We start from the raw sequence: 20,406 nt of genomic DNA, 5'->3' as shown, positions 1-20,406 counted from the left end.
GTGAGCCCTGCAGCGCGAGCGGAAGAGGTCATCGACGTCGACGGTCGCGAGGTGCGCATCTCGCACCCCGACAAGGTCGTCTTCCCCGAGCCGGGACTCACGAAGCTCGACCTCGTGAACTACTACCTCGCGGTCGCCGATGGTGCGCTGCGCGGGGCGGGCGGCCGCCCGATGGTGCTCAAGCGCTTCGTCAAGGGCATCGACCAGGAGGCCTTCTTCCAGAAGCGCGCGCCCGACAAGCGGCCGGACTGGATCGAGACCGCGACCCTGCACTACGCCTCGGGCAACTCCGCCGAAGAGGTGGTCGTGAACGACGCCGCCGCGCTCGCCTGGGTCGTGAACCTCGGATGCATCGACCTGAACCCGCACCCGGTGCGAGCCGACGACCTCGACCACCCCGACGAGCTGCGCGTCGACCTCGACCCGATGCCCGGCGTCGACTGGTCGCAGATCGTCGACGTCGCATTCGTCGCACGCGAGGTGCTCGACGACGTGGGGCTCGTCGGCTGGCCGAAGACCTCAGGCTCGCGCGGCATCCACATCTCGGTGCGCATCGCGCCCGAGTGGACGTATCCCGAGGTGCGCCTCGCCGCCGAGACCCTCGCGAGGGAGGTCGAGGCGCGTGCACCCGGACTCGCATCGGCGCGGTGGTGGAAGGAGGAGCGCGGCGAGAGCGTGTTCGTCGACTTCAACCAGAACGCGAAGGACCGCACCGTCGCGTCGGCGTACTCGGTGCGTCCGTTGCCCGACGCCCGTGTCTCGACCCCGCTCGACTGGTCGGAGGTGCGCGAGAGCCGGCCCGAGCGCTTCACCGTCGCAACGGTGCTCGAGCGGTTCGCCGAGCGCGGCGACGCCGCGGCCGGCATCGACGAGGCGACCGGCCGCCTCGACGGGCTGCTTCGGCTCGCCGACGAACTCGGACCCGCCGAGAAGCCGCCGCGTCGCGGCTCCGGCGACGGCTCCGGGCAGCGCCGGTCGACGATGCCGCTCATCGAGATCGCCCGCGCCAAGACGAAGCCCGAGGCGCTCGACGGCCTCGAGCGGTGGAAGGAGCGGCATCCCGACGTCGTCGCCCGCCTCGAGCCGGCCGACGTGCTCGTCGACGGCATGCGCGGGAGCTCGTCGCTCTGGTACCGCATCCGGGTGAACCTGCAGCACGTGCCCGAGGCCGAGCGGCCGGAGCAGGAGCCGCTCGAGGTCGACTACGACCCGTGGGCGAAGTACCGCGACGAGGACGGCTCGCTCTCGTTCCCCGGCGGCCGGCCGGGCACGCGTTCCGACGATCGCCCCGACGCGGGCACGACCGGCCGCACCTCGTGAGCGACCTCGGTCCCGTCGACCCCGGCCATCACGCCGACGTCGAGTGGCTGCACCGCTGGCGCCTGCATCCCGAGGGCGATCCGCAGACGACCGCGTCGAGCACGCTCATACCCGTGCGCACGCGCGACGGGCTTCCGGCGATGCTCAAGATCGCCCACGTCGACGAGGAGGAGCGCGGCGCCGAACTGCTCGAGCTGCTCGACGGGCGCGGTGCCGCACGGGTCCTGCAACGGGACGGCGGCGCGGTGCTGCTCGAGCGCGCCACCGGCACCCGCGACCTGGTGCGCATGGTCGTCGACGGCGACGACGACGGGGCGACGCGGGTGATCTGCGCCGCGGCGGCTCGCATCCACCTCGACCCCGCCGAGCTGCCCACGCTCACCGAGGCCGGCGAGCCCCTGCTCGTGCCGCTCGAGGAGTGGTTCCGCGAGCTGTTCGCCCACGCCGACGACCTCGACCCGCTGCACCGTCAGGGCGCCGACTACGCCGACCGGCTGCTGTCGACGCAGCGCGACGTCCGCGTGCTGCACGGCGACCTGCATCACGGCAACGTGCTCGACTTCGGCGAGCGCGGGTGGCTCGTCATCGACCCGAAGGGACTCGTCGGCGAAGCGGCGTTCGACAGCTGCAACCTGCTCTGCAACCCGTCGCACGCGCGCGCGCTGCTGCCCGGGCGCCTCGAGCGCCAGTTCGGCATCGTGGTCGACGAGACCGGCGTGCTGCCTGCGCGGCAGCGCGACTGGCTCGTGGCGTGGTGCGCGCTGTCGTCGACGTGGTTCGCGATCGCCGACGACCCGGTGCATGCCGAGTCGGTGACGCGCATCGGGGTGACGGCCGCCGACCTCGTGCTGTGACGTGCCCGCCGGTGCGTCAGCCGCGCGTCACTTCGACGGGCGGCCGCGACGCCCACTCGCGCACGAGGTCGGTGCGCACGGTGACCCCGGTGCCCGGCCCGTCGGGCACCCGGAGCTGCCCGCGGTGCTCGCCGTCGCCGAGCACGAACGGCTCGGTCACGTCGTCGGCGTAGTACCGGTCGGAGGCGGAGGTATCGCCCGGCAGGGTGAACCCGGGCAGCGCGGCGAGCGCGACGTTCGCGGCGCGTCCGATGCCGGTCTCGAGCATGCCCCCGCACCACACGGGCACGTCGAGCTCGCGGCAGGCGTCGTGCACGCGCAGCGCCTCGAGGTAGCCGCCCATGCGGCCCGGCTTGATGTTGACGACGCTCGTCGCACCGCGGTCGATCGCGTCGACCGCGGTCGCGGCATCCAGGATCGATTCGTCGAGGCAGACGGGCGTCTCGCAGGCGGCCGCGAGGCGGGCGTGCGCGGCGATGTCCTCCTCGGCGAACGGCTGCTCGATGAGCAGCAGGTCGAAGGCGTCGAGGCTCGCGAGCAGCGGGATGTCGTCGCCCGTGTACGCGGTGTTCGCGTCGACCTGCAGCAGGCCGCCGCGCCCCATGAGCTCGCGCACGGCCGCGACGGGCACGACGTCCCACCCGGGCTTGATCTTGAGCTTGATGCGCCGGTAGCCGTCTTCGAGGTATCCGGTGACCTCGTCGAGCAGCTCCTCGAGGGTCGGCGCGATCCCGACCGAGACCCCGCAGTCGACCCACTCGCGCTCCGCACCGAACGCCTCGCCCATCGACCTGCCCTGCGCGCGAAGCTCGGCATCGAGCACCGCCGACTCGAGCGCGGCCTTCGCCATGCGGTGCCCTGCGACGAACGCGAGCGAGCCAGAGACCGATCGCGCGAGCGGCACCGAGGCGCCGCGGTTGCGAGGACCGTCGGGTGCGTCGTCGGCACCGGTCACAGGCGCCTCGCGATGGGCGGCGTCGGGCGCGTGGTGAGCCGCCGTCGGTTCGAGCAGGGCCGGGCCGAGGAACCGTTCGATCACGGATGCCGCGCCGTCGACCCACTCGGACGAGTAGAACGGCTCCCGGCCGGCCACGCACTCGCCCCAGCCCTCGCCGGCGTCGGTTCGCACGTGCACGAGCAACGCCTCCCGCACCGTCTCTCGGCCGAAGCTCGTCTCGAACGGCCGCACCAGCGGCACCTCGATGCGGTGCAGCTCGATCGCCTCGATCGTCGTCGCCTTCGTCATCGTGCCTCCTCGGGCGTCGGGGCGGTGCCGGGTTCGGCGTGGGCGCGGGGCTCGGTGCCTGCGTCGGCATCGTCGGGGGTGAACACGTAGTCGCCGTGGGCGTCGAGCTCGGGGCGGAGCCCCTGCCGAGCCATGGCGGTGAACGCGCGCACGGATGCCTCGCGCAGACGTGCCGCATCGGCAGCGGCATCCCGCCGCAGTGCCTCGAAGTCGGGCACGAGCGCGAAGCCCGACTCCCCCGTCCAGGGCGGCGGCGCGTCTCCGGCGAGGGCTCGACGCACGCGCGGCGAGGTCAGCCGCCAGCGCACCTCGAAGCGGTCGCTGCGGTCGGCGCCCGAGATCTGGTCACCGAGCACGCCGTAGAACTCGGGCAGGTAGGCGGCGACCTCGGCGCCGAGGCGCACGAGGTTCATGCGCGCGTTGCGGCGGATGAGGGGGTCGAACGTCCAGCGGATCTCGTCGACGCCGTGGTCGAGACAGATCGCCCGCTGGCGGAGCTTGAGCGCGAGCCCGATGCCGTGGCCGCGCGCCGCGGGGGCCACGGCGTTCATATGGGAGTGCAGGTGGAGGCCCTCGTTCCAGCCGAGGAATCCGAGCGTCGCGCCGAGCAGCTCGCCCGGCTTCGCGAACGGCGGCGTCGCCGAGGCATCCACCCCGCCCTCGTCGTCGGCGACCGCGACGAGCACCGTCGCCCCCGCGTGCGCGAGCGCCCGGATCATCGAGTGGTCGGGCCCGCGCCCCTCGCCCCACGTCGCCTCGAACCGATCGAGCACCGCGTGGATCTCGTGCTCGGCGGCCTCGCGCGTCACGATGCCCGCGCGGAGGTCGGCGCGGTCGGCGGCTGCGACGGCGGCAGCAGCAGCTTCGGCGACAACGGCGTCCATGTGTCGAGGCTAGCCGAGCGCGCCTGCGGCGCGGCGGGTGTGTCGCTCACCCCGCCCGCCTCGCTCGTCGAGAGTGCACTCCCCGCCCGCGTCCGGGCGGGGAGTGCACGCTCGACGCCCACCACGACGCTGCGTACTCAACGAGAGTGCAGCCGTCGCCCTGCTTCGGGGCGACGACTGCACTCTCGACGAGCGGGGCGCAACCCCCGTGGCGAGCGCCGGCGAGTTCGCCCGCAGTCGCCTCAGACGACGACGCGAGGCGAGCCGCCCCAGCCCCTGAGCCGCAGGGCTTCGGCGAGCTGACGTGACCAGGCGTCCGCTCGGGACTGCTTGCTCACGCGGATCACGAGCCACCCGTTGCCGGCGAGCTCGTTCAGCCGATCGACATCGCGCTCCCATTGCACGTCGTCCTCGCGGTGGTGGTCACCGTCGTACTCGAGCAGCACCATCCACTCGCGGAAGACGAGATCACCATGCGTCTCCCGTCCCGACCGCAGCCGGATCACCCCGTTCGATTCGGGCTCGGGAAACCCCGCGGCGATCGCCTCGAGCCGGAGCGTGCTCTCCCTCGGCGACTCGGAACCGGACCGCAGATGTTCGCGGGCGGCGCGAAGCATGCGGCATCCGCGCCGTGACCCATACCGCTGTATCGCGGCGTCGATCTCGTCGAACGTGGTGAGCGGTTGCGGCCTGCCCACCAGCCGATCGCCGGCCTGCACGAGCTCGGTCTCACCGAGCAGGGTCGAGAGCTGGCACCACGCGTCGGCGGGGCTCACCAGTCGCAGACCCCCGAGCAGACTCGCCGTCGGGGCGGCCGCCGCACGATGTCCGACGACTCCCCGTACTCGCGGCGGATACACCCCACCCCAGACGACCACGTGCAGAACGGCGGGCGATTGCACCCGAAACGGCAGCGGCATCCCCCACAGTTCCGCCGCCGTCGCGTGGCTGAACGCGACATTCGGGTGACTGAGATGCAGCTCGAGGGCCGCGCACCGCTGGAGGAGCGATTTCGCGTCCTCGGCGGGCATCCGAACTCCACGCACCGGCACGATGAGGTCGGCGCACCGCATCCGCTTCTCGCTCAGGCCGCGCGCCTCACCTTCGGAAGTCGTGAACGGACGCAGGGCGAGGTCGAGCGGGAGTTCGGCGCGCATCCTCTGAGATTCGCAGCGCTTCGCGCCGTTGCTGCCCGTTCGCCCACGAGTTGTGAGGTGGGCTGCTCCTTGGCCAAGTGTGGAGGAGAGGTGAGCTCGGGTCGCGAACCTCCCATGGCGTTCGGCCGCTTCATCGAAAGTGCAGTCGTAACCGCGTTCAGGGCGACGACTGCACTCTCGGCCCGGTCTCGGGTGTCATATCGGCGCCGCCCGCACCCCGAACCAACGCGAAAGTGCACTTGTCGCCCGAAGCGGGGCGACAAGTGCACTCTCGATGGGACAGGGTGGATCAGGGTGAGCTCAGGCGCGAAGCCCGCGCCCGCTCCCGGATCCGATCAGCAGAAGGCGCCGGTCGACGCCCAGACCTCGGGAACCTCGGCGAGGCCCTCGCGGGTGACCGTGGCCTCGATGAGACCGTACGAGCGGTCGCTCGCGTAGAACACCTCGTTGGGGTTGTCGAGGCCGAACGGCTCGAGGTCGACGACGAAGTGGTGCTTGTTCGGCATCGAGAAGCGGATCTCGGCGATCTCGGGGTGCGCCTCGAGCACGGCCTGGCCCATCTCGAAGAGGGTCGTCTGCAGCGCCGCCGAGTAGTGCTCGGTGAACGTCTCGAGCAGGATCGCCTTCACGCTGTCGTAGACGGCGTTGTAGTCGACCTCGGCGCCCGGCTGGTAGCGCCAGCGGGTGGCGACGCTCGTGGCGAGGATGCGGTCGGTCGTCTCCTGCAGGGTCGTGTAGCGGTCCTTCGGGTAGCCGACGAAGCCCGACTGGGTCGTCTTCAGCACCGTGAGGTCCTTGAGGCCCGCGATGACGTGACGGGTGTCGCCGTCGGCGATGACCGCGGCCGTGCGGATCTCCTGGCCCTTGCGCACGAAGGAGTGGTCGTGCGGCTGGCCGTGGGCGGTGATGCGCTCCCACGCGTAGCTCTCGGCGAGCCAGCGGCCGCCGGTCACCCAGTCGAACGAGCCGATGAAGTGGTCGGCGAGGCGCAGCAGGAACGCCTCGGGCGAGCCGACGCCGTCGCGGGCGAAGGCGAACACGGTGTTCTTCTGCGTGTCGGTCGCGACGACGTGCGAGTTGTCGCCGTCGAGGTGGGCGCCGGCGAAGTCGCCGCGCAGCTGCGAGGTGACGTTGAGGTCCTCGATCTCGTGGCGGTCGGTGTCGCGGGTGACCTTGACGACGCGGACCTCGGCCTTGCCGTACTGGTTCGGGCCGAGCACGATGGCGCCGGATGCCGCGGCCGCCGTCTCGGCGGCGGCGCTCGCGCCGCCCGCGGCGTCGGTGGTGGTCACGGTGTTGATCAGGGTGTCGGTCATGTGGATCTAACTTCCTCGGTAGGTCGAATAGGCGAAGGGGCTCAGCAGGATCGGCACGTGGTAGTGGCGACCCTCCTCGGCGACGAGGAACGTGAGCTGCACCTCCGGGTAGAAGGCTTCGGTCTGGGTGGAGGCGAAATAGGCGCCGGTGTCGAACCGGAGCCGGTACTCGCCGTTGGGAATGGTCTCGGGGCCGAGCTGTTTCGCCCGCCCGTCGTCGTCGGTCACGGCGCTCGCGACGAGCTCCCAGCCGTCGGCGGAGAGGCCGGCGCCGTCGGCCGCCTCGGCTCGCGCGGCCGAGCGGCGGTACAGCTCGACCGGCACCCCCGCGGCGGGCTTGCCGCGCTGGGCGTCGAGCACGTGCGTCGTGATCTGCGAAACGGTCATGCGGCGATGGCCCCCTTCAATCTCAGAACGGCGATCTCGCGCAGCTGCTCGGCGACGACCTGGTCTTCGGTCGCATCGTCGTTGCCGAGCCGGGCGGTGAGCGCCTCGAGGATCTCGCTCGCCGAGCGGCCGGCGGCACGGATGAGGAACACCCGCCCGAACCGCTGCTCGTACGCGGCGTTGCCCTCGGCGAGGGCCCGTGCGATCTCGGCGTCGGCCGGGTCGACGCCCGCCTGCTCGGATCGCGACAGGGCCGCCTCGGTGCTCGCACCGCTCGCACGCTCCCCGATGCGGGGATGGTGGCTGAGCGCCTGCTCGACCTCGCGGGCCGTGAACGGCGACGCGGCGGTGCCGGCCTCGGTCACGAGCTCGTCGATCGAGCCGTACGGTCGACGATCGGCGAGGTGCTCGCACCACCGCGTGACGTCGACGCATGGTCGAAGCGTGGCGATCGCCTCCGAACGATCGGCTTCGTTGAACTGTTCAAGCTTCATCGCTTGAGTCACTTTCTCATTCTGCTGGCATCCACGGTGTACGGATATGCGGAACTTGTGTTTCGCATCGTGGAACTGTTATTTCAGCATGTGACAATGCTAACAACACGGATGCCTCGTGGCAACGATTTCCGAAGAAGAAGTCGCGCCACGAGGCATCCGGTCTCAGAGCGCTAGAGGCCGAGCTGCTCGCGCAGTCGGCCGACGTGCCCGTTCGGGTCGACGTTGTACTCGAGCGCCGAGACCCGGCCCTCGGCGTCGACGACGGCGGTCGAGCGGATGAGCCCGTCGAACGTGCGCCCGGCGACCGTCTTCTGGCCCCACGCGCCCCAGGCCCGGGCGACCTGCGCATCCTCGTCGGAGAGCAGCGGGAAGGCGAGCTGCTCGGCCTCGGCGAACTCGGCGAGGCGCGACACCGGGTCCGGCGAGATGCCGAGCACCGTGTAGCCGGCCGACTGGAAGGAGCCGAGGTTCTCACGGAAGTCGCACGCCTCGGTCGTGCAGCCCGGCGTGAACGCGGCCGGGTAGAAGTAGACGATGACCGGGCCGCCGCGGTGGTCGCTCAGCCGGCGCACCGTTCCGGTGGCGTCGGGCAGGGCGAAGTCGGGGGCCTGCTGGCCGGTCTCCAGCTCTTCGGACGAGTTGATCATGAGGTGCTCCGTTTCATCGGTCGACGGGATGCCTCGGCGCCGGTGCCCATCGCGGGGTCCGGTGGTCCGGTTCGGTTGGCGGGAGGTAGGGGTGGGAGGGGGTGGTGGGTCGGGAACGGATACGGCCGTGGACCGGCACGGTATCGGACCGCCCGGCCTCACGGCCCCCGGGATGCTACGCGTTCCCTTTTCGAAGCATCCGGCCCTGGGCCCGTTCGCGGTCGACGGCCGTGCCGGCGAGGTACGCGCGACGCACGGCGCCGGTGAGCTCGCGGCCGTCGTACGGCGTGACGGGATGCCGATGCTCGAGCGAGCGGGCATCGACGGTGAACTGCTCGTCGGGCGCGAACACCGCGAAGTCGGCCGCGTACCCGGTCTGGATGCGCCCCTTCGTGGTGAGGCCGACCCGTTCGGCCGGGCGCTGCGCCATCCACTCGACGACCCGCTCGAGGCCGATGCCGCGCTCTCGCGCCTCGGTCCAGATGAGCGGCAGGCCGAGCTGCAGCGACGCGATGCCGCCCCACGCGAGCTCGAAGTCGCCGTCACCCTTGTACTTCATCTCGGGCGTCGACGGCGAGTGGTCGGAGACGACGTAGTCGATGACGCCGTCGCGGAGCCCCTCCCAGAGCAGGTCGCGGTTCGCGTCCTCGCGGATGGGCGGGCAGCACTTGAACGCCGTCGCGCCCGCGGGCACGTCCTCGGCGAACAGCGTGAGGTAGTGCGGGCACGTCTCGACGCTGAGATCCGTGCCCGCGGCCTTGGCCCGGGCGATCTGCCCGAGCGAGTCGGCGGAGCTGAGGTGCAGGATGTGCGCGCGGGCGCCCGTGCGCTCGGCCCGCTCGATGACCTCGGCGATCGCCGTGTCCTCCGCCTCGCGCGGGCGCGAGGCGAGGAAGTCGGCGTAGCCGGGACCGCCGCGGTGCGGCGCGGCGTCGATGACGTGGGCGTCCTCGGCGTGCACGACGAGCATCGAGTCGTGCTCGGCGATGACGCGCATCGCCTGCTCCATCTCGTCGGCCGAGACCTGCGGGAACTCGTCCACGCCCGAGTGCAGCAGGAAGCACTTGAAGCCGAACACGCCCTCGGCCACGAGCGGCGCGAGCTCGTCGAGGTTGCCGGGAACGACGCCGCCCCAGAAGCCGACGTCGACGAAGGTCTGGCCGGCCGCGGCGGCGCGCTTCTCGTCGAGGGCCTCGACCGAGACGGTCGGCGGGATCGAGTTGAGCGGCATGTCGACGATGGTCGTGACGCCGCCGGCCGCGGCGGCGCGAGTCGCCGAGGCGAAGCCCTCCCACTCGGTGCGGCCGGGCTCGTTGACGTGCACGTGGGTGTCGACGAGGCCCGGCAGCAGCACCTCGTCGGCGGCGAGCTCGACGACGGTCGCGCCCGCGAGCCCCGTGCCGAGCGGCGAGATCGCGACGATGCGGCCGTCGCGCACGCCGATCTCGACGGCGCGCTCGACGGGCGAGCCGTCGCCGCCGACGAGCGCGCGCTCGGCGCGGAACACCACGTCGAATGCGACGGGTTGCGCCGCATCGCCGGCCGGCCGGCCGGTCTCTGCCGGACGGCCCGCCTCGGCCGGACGGCCGGCGGGGCCGGCCTGGTCGGTCATGAAGTCGGTCACGAGTTCCTCCGCGAGTCGGGTGAGCAGGTCGGATGCGTCGGCCATGCTGCGGGCCGGATCGGGCTCGAGCTCGGCGAGCGCGCGGGCGTTCGCGAACCCCGCATCGCGCACCTCGTCGTCGTTCAGCAGCCGCCGGCCGCTCACCGCGTAGACCGGCACGCCCGCCCGTCGCGCCGCGCGGGCGACGCCGATGGGCGTCTTGCCCATGAGGCTCTGCGCGTCGAGGCTGCCCTCGCCCGTGATGACCGCGTCGGCACCCGCGAGCCGGGCCTCGAGGCCCGTGAACTCGAGCACCACGTCGATGCCCGGCCGGCGTTCCGCGCCGAGCACCGCGAGCGCGGCGAAGCCAACGCCGCCGGCCGCGCCGGCGCCCGGGCGCTCGGCCGCGATGCGGGCGGGCACGGTGTCGTGGGCGGCGAGCACCTCGACGAAGTTCGCGAGCGCCGCATCGAGTCGCGCGACCTCGTCGGGTGCGGCACCCTTCTGCGGGCCGAAGACCGCGGCGGCGCCCGACGGCCCCAGCAGCGGGTTGTCGACATCGCTCGCGAGCACGATCTCGGTCTCGGCGAGCCGTGCGTCGAGCCCGTCGAGCTCGACGCGGGCGAGGTCGGCGAGGGCGCCTCCCCCGACCGGCAGCTCGCGCCCCGCGTCGTCGAGCAGGCGCGCGCCGAGGCCCTGCAGCACACCGGCCCCGCCGTCGGTCGAAGCGCTGCCGCCGATGCCGAGCACGATGCGCCGGGCGCCCGCGTCGAGTGCGGCCGCGATGAGCTGACCGGTGCCGAGGCTCGTCGCGCCCGAGGCATCCGCCCCGCCCGGAGGGACCAGGTCGAGACCCGACGCCTGCGCCATCTCGACGACCGCCTCGTCGCCGCGCAGGGCGAACGCGGCGTCGACCGGCGCGCCCAGCGGGCCGGTGACGCGTGCGATGCGGCGCTCGAAGCCGGCCGCGAGGGCCGCGTCGAGCGTGCCCTCGCCGCCGTCGGCAACCGGGATCGCCTCGATCTCGATCGAGGGGTCGACACGGCGGGCGCCCTCGGCGACGCGGGCGGCCACCTCGGGAGCCGAGAGCGACCCCTTGAACTTGTCGGGCGCGATCACGATGCGCATGGTTCCAGTCTTCCGTGTCTGCAGATTCAGCGGGAGTGCGAGGTCGCCCGCTCAGTCGAGCAGCGCGTACACGGCCTCGGGCGCGTCGGCCGGCGACGTCGCGAGGTCCTCGAACTCGTTGACCGTGTCGAGGTCGGCACCCATCGCGATGTTGGTGACACGCTCGAGGATGACCTCGACGACCACCGGCACCTCGAACTCGTCGCGCAGGCGCTCGGCCTCGGCGAAGCCGGCCGCAAGGTCTTCGGGGCGCTCGACGCGGATCGCCTTGCAGCCGAGACCCTCGGCCACCTTGACGTGGTCGACGCCGTATCCGGTCGCGACGCTGGACGGGTCGAACGGCGTGTTGACGTTGTCGAAGGCGAGCGAGACCTCGTAGTCCATCTCGAAGCCGCGCTGCGACTGGCGAATGAGGCCCAGGTAGCTGTTGTTCACCACGACGTGGATGTACGGCAGCTTGTGCTGCGCGCCGACCGCGAGCTCCTCGATCATGAACTGGAAGTCGTAGTCGCCCGACAGCGCGACGACGTTCGAACCGGGCTTGCCGCGCACGACGCCGAGCGCCGCGGGCAGGGTCCAGCCGAGGGGGCCGGCCTGCCCGGCGTTGATCCACTGGCGCGGGCCGTAGACGTGCAGCAACTGCGCGCCGGCGATCTGCGACAGGCCGATCGTCGTGACGTAGGTGGTGTCGTGACCGAACGCCGAGAGCATCTCCTGGTAGACGCGGTGCGGCTTCATCGGCACCTGGTCGAAGTTGGTCTTGCGCTGCAGCGTCGCCTTGCGGCCGCGGCACTCCTCGGCCCAGCCGAAGTAGTCGGGCAGGTCGGCGACGCGGTCGCGCGCCGCCTCGAGCAGGGCGTCGATGAAGGCGCCCGCGTCGGAGACCACGCCGTAGTCGGGCGCGAACACGCGGCCGATCTGGGTGGGCTCGATGTCGACGTGCACGAACGTGCGGCCCGTGCGGTACGTGTCGAGGCCGCCCGTGTGGCGGTTCGCCCACCGGTTGCCGATGCCGAGCACGAAGTCCGACTCGAGGAAGCTCGCATTGCCGTAGCGCTGCGAGGTCTGGATGCCGACGAGGCCCGCGGCGAGCGGGTGGTCGTCGGCGATCGCGCCCCAGCCCATGAGCGTCGGGAAGACGGGCACGCCGAGCGTCTCGGCGAGCTCGACGAGCTTCGCGGAGGCGCCCGAGTTGACGACGCCGCCGCCCGCGATGATCGCGGGGTGCTTGGAGGCGACGAGCAGGTCGAGCACCTTCTCGGCCTGCGCGCGGGTCGCGGTGGGCTTGGCGACCGGCAGCGGCTCGTACGTGTCGATGTCGAAGTCGATCTCGGTCATCTGCACGTCGAACGGCAGGTCGATGAGCACCGGGCCCGGGCGGCCCGAGCGCATGATCTGGAACGCCGACTGGAAGACGCCGGGCACCTGGGCGCCCTCGAGCACGGTCTTCGCGAACTTCGTGACCGGCTTCGCGATCGACGCGATGTCGACGGCCTGGAAGTCCTCCTTGTCGAGCTTCGCGACGGGCGCCTGGCCCGTGATGCACAGCATGGGGATCGAGTCGGCGATCGCGGCGTAGAGGCCGGTGATCATGTCGGTGCCCGCGGGGCCCGAAGTGCCGATGCACACGCCGATGCGGCCGTCGCCGGTGCGGCTGTAGCCGTCGGCCATGTGCGAGGCGCCCTCGACGTGGCGGGCCAGGGTGTGCCGGATGCCGCCGTTCGCGCGCATCGCGGAGTAGAGGGGGTTGATCGCGGCACCGGGCAGGCCGAAGGCCTCGGTGGCGCCCTCCTTGATCAAGATCTGCACGATGGCGTCGACGGCACGCATGCGAGTCATGGGAGTGCTCCTTCGGAGAAGTGGGAAGACGTGGGTGGATGCCGCGGCGCGAGCTACTCGCGGCCGGCGAGCTCGGTCGTGAGCTTGAAGAGGCCCGAGTGGTCGAGCCCGCCGTCGCCGCGGGCGACGAGCGAGGTGACCAGCTGGGCCACGGCCGAGCCGAGCGGAACGGTGATGCCGGCCTGGCGTGCGGCGGCGGTGACGATGCCCAGGTCCTTGTTGTGGAGCGCGAGGCGGAATCCGGGGGCGAAGTCGCGGTTCAGCATCTTCTGCCCCTTCTGGTCGAGGACCTTGGAGCCGGCGAGCCCGCCGCCCAGGACCTTGAGTGCGGCGTCGGTGTCGACGCCGAAGGCTTCGAGGAAGACGACCGCCTCGGCGAGCGCCTGGATGTTGACGGCGACGATGAGCTGGTTGGCCGCCTTGACGGTCTGGCCGGCGCCGGCCGGTCCGACGTGCACGATCGTCTTGCCGATGCCCTCGAGCACGGGCAGCGCCTTGGCGAAGTCGGCTTCAGAGCCGCCGACCATGATCGAGAGCACGCCGTCGATGGCGCCCTGCTCGCCGCCCGAGACGGGCGCGTCGACCGCGCTGAAGCCGGCCGCGACGGCCTCCTCGGCGAGCTCCTTCGCGACGTCGGGGCGGATCGACGAGTTGTCGATCCAGAGCGCGCCGGCCTTGGCATTGGCGAACACGCCCTCCTCACCGCGCACGACGCCGGCGACGTCGGGCGAGTCGGGCACCATCGTGATGACGACGTCGGCGTCCTTCACCGCGTCGGCGATGCTCGAGGCGCCGTGGCCGCCCGCCGCGACGAGCGCGTCGATCGGCGCCTGGCTGCGGTTGTAGCCGGTGACGTCGTGCCCGGCGGTGACGAGGTTCTTGGCCATGGGAAGGCCCATGATGCCGAGGCCGATGATCGCGATCTTGCTCATGAGAGGGTCCTTCGTGTTGCGTCGTGCGGGTCTGTCGGTGACGGTGTGCGGGCGGCGTCAGGCGGTGGCGACGGTGCTGGTCGCGGCGGTGGGCCCGGCGCCGGCGAGCCACGTGAAGGCCTCGTCGATCGGGGCCTTGTACTCGAGGCCGATCGGGCCCTCGTAGCCGAGCTCGCGGCTGCGCGCGATCCAGGCGTCGAGCGGGAGGGCACCGGTGCCGGGGGCACCGCGACCGGGGTCGTCGGCGATCTGGATGTGGCCGAACGACGGGGCGTGCGCCTCGATGACCGCGGCGACGTCGTCGCCGTTGACGGCGAGGTGGTAGAAGTCGGCGAGGAGCGCGATGTTCTCGTTGCCGGTGGCCCGCACCCGCTCGATGACCGCGAGCGCGTCGCCCGCCGTGAGCAGCGGGTACCGGGCGGCGCCCGAGACCGGCTCGAGCAGCACGGTGCCGCCGATCGCGGCGACGCCGGCGGCCGCAGCCGCGAGGTTCGCGACGGCGGTCTCGTCCTGCGCGCCGGCGTCGACGCCGTCGATGCGGTTGCCGTAGAGCGCGTTGAAGCCCTTCGTGCCGAGCGCCTCGCCGATGCCGGCGACGACGGCGATGTTGTCGCGGAACTCCTGCTCGCGACCCGTCCACGAGACAAGCCCGCGGTCACCGCCGGGCATGTCGCCCGCGTTGAAGTTGAGGCCCGTCAACTGCACGCCCGCATCGCGGATCGCGCCGATGAAGGCGTCGACGTCGCGGTCGGCGGGCACCGACTCGGCGAACGGCCACCAGAACTCGACGGCGTCGAAGCCGGCGGCCTTGGCCGCGGCCGGGCGCTCGAGCAGGGGCAGCTCGGTGAGGAGGATCGAGCAGTTCACCGTGTAGGTCATCGTCGACTTCTTTCGTGTGGCTACTTCCGTATTCCGGAAGAATTCTTTTGCTGTATGAAATCGTAAGCGCATCCCGGCGACACGTCAACCCTCGTGACGCCCCCTGTCGGTCGAGGAGCGCGAAGCGCGTATCGAGACCACCGCGGTCACGGCATCCGTGGTCTCGATACGGCGCTGCGCGCGTACTCGACCGACGGACACGACGAAGCGCCCGGCGACGGACCTCTCGTCGCCGGGCGCTTCGCACGCTCGCCCGCGGGTGTCGCCGCGGGCAGGTTTCTCAGGTGAGCCGGATCTGCCGGTTCATGTCCTTGTAGAGCAGGTAGCGGAACGGCTCGGGGCCGCCCGCGTAACAGGCCTGCGGGCAGAACGCGCGCAGCAGCATGTAGTCGCCGGCCTCGCACTCGACCCAGTCGTCGTTGAGCCGGTAGACCGCCTTGCCCTGCAGCACGAAGAGGCCGTGCTCCATGACGTGGGTCTCGGCGAACGGGATCGACCCGCCCGGCTGGAACGTGACGATGTTGACCTGCATGTCGTGCGCGAGGTCGTTCGAGTCGGTGAACCGGGTCGTGGCCCATGCGTCGGTGCCGGGCATCGGCACGGGCTCGATGTCCTGGTCGCGCGTGACGAACGACGCCGGCACCTCGACGCCGTCGAGGAACTCGTACGCCTTGCGGATCCAGTGGAAGCTCGTGAGCTCGGTGCCCTCGTTCGCGAGCGACCACTCGGCGCCGGGCGCGAGGAAGGCGTAGCCGCCGGCCTCGAGCACGTGCCGCTCCCCCTCGAGCGTCAGCGTGAGCGAGCCGGTCGTCACGAACACGACGCCCTCGACGCCGGCCTCGGCCTCGGGCCTCGCAGCGCCGCCGCCCGGGGCGATCTCGACGATGAGCTGCGAGAACGTCGTCGCGCCGCCCGCGACGGGTCGGGCGATGATCCAGGCGCGCGTGCCCTCGAAGCCGGGGAGATTCGACGTGACGATGTCGCGCAGCACGCCCTTCGGGATGAAGGTGTACGCCTGCTTGACGACCGCGCGGTCGGTGAGCAGGTCGGTCTGCGGGGGCAGCCCGCCCTGCGGGGTGAAGTAGCTCATGCTCGTTCCTTGTGTTTCGGGGTGGGTCGCGGCATCCGCTCAGTCGTTCGCGGTGCCGGCGAGCTTGGGGTGCGCGAGCAGCGTCAGCGCGCGCCGGTCGATGCCGATGTCGGCGACGATCTCGGCCTCGCCGACCGCGCCGCACTCGACGCCGCGCAGCACGAAGTCGGCGAGCGCGCGTGCCGTGGCCGGCTCGTCGAGCACGGCGCCGGCGGTGCGCTCCAGATAGTTGCGCAGGCGAACGGATGCCTCGGGGTAGCCCTCGCGGTAGAAGGCGTAGGTCGCGAGGTACCGGGTCGGCAGCTGGTGCGGGTGGAGGTCCCACCCCTGGTAGAAGCCGCGCTCGAGCGAGCGTCGCACGAGCCGCGCGTGGAGTCGCCACGCCTCCTCGGTGCGATCGCCGACCGGCAGGATGTTCGTCGAGCCGTCGGACAGCCGGATCCCCGTGCCGGCGACCGCGAGCTGCATGATCTCCTTCGCGAGGTCGGCGACGGGGTGCTCCATCGACTGGTAGCGGGCCGCGATCTGCAGCGACGCGCTGTAGTCGTAGGTGCCGTAGTGCAGCGCGCTGATGCGACCCGGCGCGGCGACCGCGAGCTGCGCGACCGGCGACGTGCCGTCCGCGCCCAGGATGAGCTGCGGCGTCTCGACCTGCACCTCGAAGCGCAGCCGCCCCTCGGGCAGGCCGTGCGCGCGCTCGAGCGCGGTGACGAGGTCGACCATCGCCTCGACCTGGGCGACGGTCGTGACCTTGGGCAGCGTGAGCACGAGGCCGTCGGGCAGCTCGCCGTGCGCGAGCAGTGCGGCGATGAAGAGATCGAGGGTGCGGATGCCTCGGGCCCGCGTCGGCGCCTCGAAGCACTTGAACCGGATGCCGATGAAGGGCGGTGCGACCCCCGCCGCGACGGCGGTCGCGACCTGTTCGGCCGCGCGCACGGCGTCGGCGTCCTCGGTCTCGTCGCCGCGGTCGCCGTAGCCGTCCTCGAAGTCGAGGCGCAGGTCTTCGATGGGTTCGCGGGCGAGTTTCTCCCGCACTCGCGGCGCGATGCGCGCCGCGAGTGCGGGATCCACCCCGATGCGGACGGCGAGCGCCTCGAACCCGCCGTCCGCAGTCACGGACTCCTCGGCTGCGCGGCCCCACGCCGCGGCCAGCTCGGGAGTGAAGGTGTCGGCCGGCACGTACACGGTGTGCACGGGCTGGCGGGAGCCGTCGTCGCCCGGGTAGACGGTCGCGAGCAGCTCGTCGGTGTCGGCGAGCCGCGCCTCGACGCGGGCGAGGTCGGCGTCGGTCAGCGCGGTGCGCGGCGCCGCGGCATCCGCTGCCGGGCCTGCCGCACCCAGCGCGCCCCGGATCTCGCTGTCGACCATGCTCATCCCAGCAGCTCGTAGGCGGGGAGGGTGAGGAAGTCGACGTAGTCGTCGGAGGTGCAGATCTCCCCGATGAGCTTCGCGGCCGGTTCGTAGTAGGCGGTGAAGCGCGCGGGGTCGACCTCGCCGCGCAGGCGCTCGACCTCTTCAGCCAGGACGCTGCGCACGAGCTCGACCGTGACGGTCTCGCCGGTGTCGGCGAGCACGACGCCGTTCTTGAGCTGCTGCCACACCTGCGAGCGCGAGATCTCGGCGGTCGCGGCATCCTCCATCAGGTTGTGGATCGCGACCGCGCCGTTGCCCGACAGCCAGACGGCGGTGTAGGCGACGGCGACGTAGAGGTTGTTGTGCAGACCTGCCGAGGTGACCTCGCCGCCCGCCGAGGCGACGTCGAGCAGCTGCGCCGCCGTGACCTCGACCTCGGGGCGCTGCTTGTCGAGTTGGTTCGGCTTCGCGCCGAGCACCTCGTCGAACACCTCGCGGCAGACGGGCACGAGGTCGGGGTGCGCGACCCACGAACCGTCGAAGCCGTCGTTGGCCTCGCGCGTCTTGTCGGCGCGCACCTTGTCGAACGCCGCGCGGGTGACCTCGAGGTCGTTGCGGTTCGGCACGACCGCGGCCATGCCGCCCATCGCGAAGGCGCCGCGACGGTGGCACGTCTTCACGAGCAGCTCGGTGTACGCGCGCATGAACGGCGCGGTCATCGACACCTGGGCGCGGTCGGGCAGCACGAACGCGTCGCCCGCGTCGCGGAAGACCTTGATCATGCTGAACAGGTAGTCCCAGCGGCCGGCGTTGAGGCCCGAGGCGTGCTCGCGCAGCTCGTAGAGGATCTCGTCCATCTCGAACGCGGCCGGGATCGTCTCGATGAGCACGGTCGCGCGCACCGTGCCGCGGGCGATGCCGAGGTACTCCTGGGCGAACACGAAGACGTCGTTCCAGAGGCGGGCCTCGAGGTGGCTCTCCATCTTCGGCAGGTAGTAGTACGGACCGTCGCCGTTCTCGATGAGCTGGCGCGCGGTGTGGAAGAAGTGCAGGCCGAAGTCGACGAGCGAGCCGCTGCCCTCGCGACCGTCGACGAGCACGTGCCGCTCGGGCAGGTGCCAGCCACGCGGGCGGGTGACGACCGTGGGGCGGCGCACATCGGTGCGGAGCGCGTACGCCTTGCCCTGCGGCGAGGTGAAGGCGAGCGTGCCGCGGGCGGCGTCGCGGAGGTTGAGGATGCCGGCGATCACGTTCTCCCACTCGGGGGCCGCGGCGTCCTCGAGGTCGGCGAGCCACACGCGCGCCTCGGAGTTGAGGGCGTTGATCGCCATCTTGGCGGGGGCGGGCGGGCCGGTGATCTCGACGCGGCGATCGAGGAGGGCCTCGGGCGCCGGCGCGACCTTCCACTCCGACTCGCGGATCTCGCGCGTCTCGGGCAGGAAGCCGAGGGTGCCGCCGGCGGCGATGCGGTCGCGCTTCACCTTGCGGGCCGCGAGCAGGTCGAGTCGGCGGGCGTCGAACTCGCGGTGCAGCGCCTCGACGAAGGCGAGGGCCTCGGGGGTCAGGATCTCGTCGGCGCCGTCGATCTCGGCCGGGCGGGTGATCTCGAGGGAACGGATGTCGGTGGTCATGCGGCGGCGCCTTCCTGCGTCTCGGCGGTGAGCTCGGTGTCCCGGTGGGTGTCTTCGCGATGCGCGGCGCCGGCGACGGCCTCGGCGACGGCGCGGGCGACATCGGGATCGAAGACGCTCGGAATGATGTAACTCGCGTTCAGCTCATCATCGCGCACGCACGACGCGATCGCCTCTGCCGCGGCGACGAGCATCTCGGGCGTGATGTCGACGGCACCGGCATCCAGCAGCCCCCGGAAGAATCCGGGGAAGGCGAGCACGTTGTTGATCTGGTTCGGGAAGTCGCTGCGACCGGTCGCGACGACCGCTGCGTGGCGGGCGGCGACGACGGGGTCGACCTCGGGGTCGGGGTTCGCCATCGCGAAGACGATGGCTTCGTCGGCCATGCTCTCGATCTCGGCCTCGCCGAGCAGGTTCGGTGCGCTCACGCCGATGAAGACGTCGGCCCCCGCGAGCACCTCGGCGAGCGTGCCGGTGACGCCCTCGGCGTTCGTGTTCGCGGCGAGCCAGGTGCGGTGCCCGTCGGCGTACTGCTCGCCGCGGTGGATCGCGCCGTTGCGACCGCACGCGACGATGTGCTGCGCACCCTCGGCCTTCAGCAGCTGGATGATCGCGTTGCCGGCCGCGCCGACGCCCGAGACGACGATGCGCACGGTGTCGAGCCGCTTGCCGACCACGCGGAGCGCGTTCATGAGCGCGGCGAGCGTGACGATCGCGGTGCCGTGCTGGTCGTCGTGGAAGACGGGGATGTCGAGCTCCTCGCGGAGGCGCCGCTCGATCTCGAAGCAGCGGGGCGCCGCGATGTCTTCGAGGTTGATGCCGCCGTAGACGGGCGCGAGCGCCTTGACGATGCTGATGATCTCCTCGGTGTCCTGCGTGTCGAGGGCGACCGGCCACGCGTCGACGTCGGCGAACTGCTTGAAGAGGGCGGCCTTGCCCTCCATGACGGGGATGGAGGCGGTCGCGCCGATGTTGCCGAGACCGAGCACCGCCGAGCCGTCGGTGACGACGGCGATCGTGTTGCCCTTCACGGTGAGCCGGCGGGCGTCGGCCGGGCGGTCGGCGATCGCGAGGCAGACGCGGGCGACGCCCGGCGTGTACGCGCGGGACAGGTCGTCGCGGTTGCGCAGCGGGGTCTTCGGCACGATCTCGAGCTTGCCGCCCTGGTGCAGGCGGAAGGTGCGGTCGGCGACCTCGTGCACGACGACGCCGTCGCGCGCGGTGAGGGCCGCCGCCACCTGCGCCGCGTGCTCGGCGCTCTCGGCGTAGCAGGTCAGGTCGACGAGCACGCGGTCGGTGCTCGACTCGCTGACGTCGACGGCGGTGATGACGGCACCAGCATCGGCCGCCGCGACCACGAGTTCGCTCGTCGCGGTGACGCCCGCGGGCGCCTCGACGCGGAGCTGGATGGAATAACCGGGACTGGGATTCGCCATCGGATCGACTTTCTTGAATGCCCGCGTTGTTTCAAGCGCGGCGGTTTCCGTATTACGGATGTTAATGTCTGCCATTCGGAAACTCAACCCCTGGTTCGCGGATGCCGCACCGCGAGGCCCGTCGCGCGCCCGCACGCACGGGCGCGTGCGGTATGTTGACTGCATCCCGGCAGTTTTCCGCGATGCGGATAAGGTCTGCCACGACGA

General features: G+C 71.7%; 17 protein-coding genes and 1 pseudogene. 2 read left to right on the top strand and 16 right to left on the bottom strand.

The genetic code is table 11. From position 1 onward, the window contains the following. The gene (ligD, locus tag AC3RJ6_RS06835; RefSeq protein ID WP_491426172.1) at positions 1–1,320 is read left to right on the top strand and encodes a non-homologous end-joining DNA ligase; all 1,320 of its coding nucleotides are present in this window, start codon (positions 1–3) and stop codon (positions 1,318–1,320) included. After that, a complete protein-coding gene (locus AC3RJ6_RS06830; RefSeq protein ID WP_491426171.1) occupies positions 1,317–2,174 on the top strand; it encodes an aminoglycoside phosphotransferase family protein in 858 nt (285 codons plus the stop codon). The genes ligD and AC3RJ6_RS06830 overlap by 4 nt, the downstream gene beginning before the upstream one ends. A gap of 16 nt (positions 2,175–2,190) precedes the next feature. Here the strand turns inward: AC3RJ6_RS06830 and menC are convergent, their stop codons facing one another. The 16 genes and pseudogenes from menC to AC3RJ6_RS06750 form a co-directional block, all read right to left on the bottom strand. After that, a complete protein-coding gene (gene menC, locus AC3RJ6_RS06825; protein ID WP_491426170.1) occupies positions 2,191–3,420 on the bottom strand; it encodes an o-succinylbenzoate synthase in 1,230 nt (409 codons plus the stop codon). Continuing rightward, positions 3,417–4,304 carry a hypothetical protein gene (locus AC3RJ6_RS06820; protein ID WP_491426169.1) on the bottom strand — a complete coding sequence of 296 codons (888 nt, stop codon included), beginning with the start codon at positions 4,302–4,304 and terminating at the stop codon, positions 3,417–3,419. Before AC3RJ6_RS06820 ends, menC begins: the two co-directional genes overlap by 4 nt. A 242-nt stretch (positions 4,305–4,546) precedes the next feature. Next, entirely contained in the window at positions 4,547–5,461 is a 915-nt protein-coding gene (locus tag AC3RJ6_RS06815; RefSeq protein ID WP_491426168.1) for a hypothetical protein, read from the bottom strand. Positions 5,462–5,796: 335 nt separating this feature from the next. Next, positions 5,797–6,777, bottom strand: coding sequence for a factor-independent urate hydroxylase (gene pucL / locus AC3RJ6_RS06810; RefSeq protein WP_491426167.1), 981 nt, complete (start codon positions 6,775–6,777; stop codon positions 5,797–5,799). Positions 6,778–6,783: 6 nt separating this feature from the next. Further along, on the bottom strand, positions 6,784–7,164 hold the full coding sequence (gene uraH, locus AC3RJ6_RS06805) for a hydroxyisourate hydrolase (protein ID WP_491426166.1): 381 nt from the start codon (positions 7,162–7,164) through the stop codon (positions 6,784–6,786). After that, on the bottom strand, positions 7,161–7,658 hold the full coding sequence (gene uraD / locus AC3RJ6_RS06800; protein ID WP_491426165.1) for a 2-oxo-4-hydroxy-4-carboxy-5-ureidoimidazoline decarboxylase: 498 nt from the start codon (positions 7,656–7,658) through the stop codon (positions 7,161–7,163). The genes uraH and uraD overlap by 4 nt, the downstream gene beginning before the upstream one ends. Before the next feature lie 173 nt (positions 7,659–7,831). Next, the gene (gene bcp / locus AC3RJ6_RS06795) at positions 7,832–8,308 is read right to left on the bottom strand and encodes a thioredoxin-dependent thiol peroxidase (protein ID WP_491426164.1); all 477 of its coding nucleotides are present in this window, start codon (positions 8,306–8,308) and stop codon (positions 7,832–7,834) included. Between the two features lie 175 nt (positions 8,309–8,483). Further along, positions 8,484–9,920, bottom strand: a complete 1,437-nt coding sequence (allB, locus tag AC3RJ6_RS06790) for an allantoinase AllB (protein ID WP_491426243.1) — start codon at positions 9,918–9,920, stop codon at positions 8,484–8,486. Positions 9,921–9,932: 12 nt separating this feature from the next. After that, a pseudogene (locus AC3RJ6_RS06785) lies at positions 9,933–11,039 on the bottom strand (glycerate kinase); the annotation flags it as partial. Positions 11,040–11,090: 51 nt separating this feature from the next. Continuing rightward, positions 11,091–12,878 (bottom strand): glyoxylate carboligase, encoded by a 1,788-nt coding sequence (gene gcl / locus AC3RJ6_RS06780; protein ID WP_491426163.1) that lies wholly within the window; start codon positions 12,876–12,878, stop codon positions 11,091–11,093. 53 nt (positions 12,879–12,931) lie between these two features. After that, on the bottom strand, positions 12,932–13,810 hold the full coding sequence (locus tag AC3RJ6_RS06775; RefSeq protein ID WP_491426162.1) for a 2-hydroxy-3-oxopropionate reductase: 879 nt from the start codon (positions 13,808–13,810) through the stop codon (positions 12,932–12,934). Positions 13,811–13,867: 57 nt separating this feature from the next. Then, complete coding sequence (locus AC3RJ6_RS06770; RefSeq protein ID WP_491426161.1) at positions 13,868–14,689, bottom strand: hydroxypyruvate isomerase family protein; 822 nt, start codon at positions 14,687–14,689, stop codon at positions 13,868–13,870. Positions 14,690–14,969: 280 nt separating this feature from the next. Then, complete coding sequence (locus tag AC3RJ6_RS06765) at positions 14,970–15,779, bottom strand: bifunctional allantoicase/(S)-ureidoglycine aminohydrolase (RefSeq protein WP_491426160.1); 810 nt, start codon at positions 15,777–15,779, stop codon at positions 14,970–14,972. A 39-nt stretch (positions 15,780–15,818) separates the two neighbouring features. Continuing rightward, positions 15,819–17,147 carry a DUF6986 family protein gene (locus tag AC3RJ6_RS06760; protein ID WP_491426242.1) on the bottom strand — a complete coding sequence of 443 codons (1,329 nt, stop codon included), beginning with the start codon at positions 17,145–17,147 and terminating at the stop codon, positions 15,819–15,821. Between the two features lie 2 nt (positions 17,148–17,149). Next, positions 17,150–18,763 carry a malate synthase A gene (aceB, locus tag AC3RJ6_RS06755; RefSeq protein WP_491426159.1) on the bottom strand — a complete coding sequence of 538 codons (1,614 nt, stop codon included), beginning with the start codon at positions 18,761–18,763 and terminating at the stop codon, positions 17,150–17,152. Beyond that, positions 18,760–20,199 carry an NAD(P)-dependent malic enzyme gene (locus tag AC3RJ6_RS06750; protein ID WP_491426157.1) on the bottom strand — a complete coding sequence of 480 codons (1,440 nt, stop codon included), beginning with the start codon at positions 20,197–20,199 and terminating at the stop codon, positions 18,760–18,762. The genes aceB and AC3RJ6_RS06750 overlap by 4 nt, the downstream gene beginning before the upstream one ends. Between the last annotated feature and the right edge of the window lie 207 nt (positions 20,200–20,406).

The sequence above is a fragment of the Agromyces cucurbitae genome, assembly GCF_058349945.1.
Note: the sequence above shows the minus strand (reverse complement) of the source record. Positions and strands in the feature narration are given on the sequence as shown.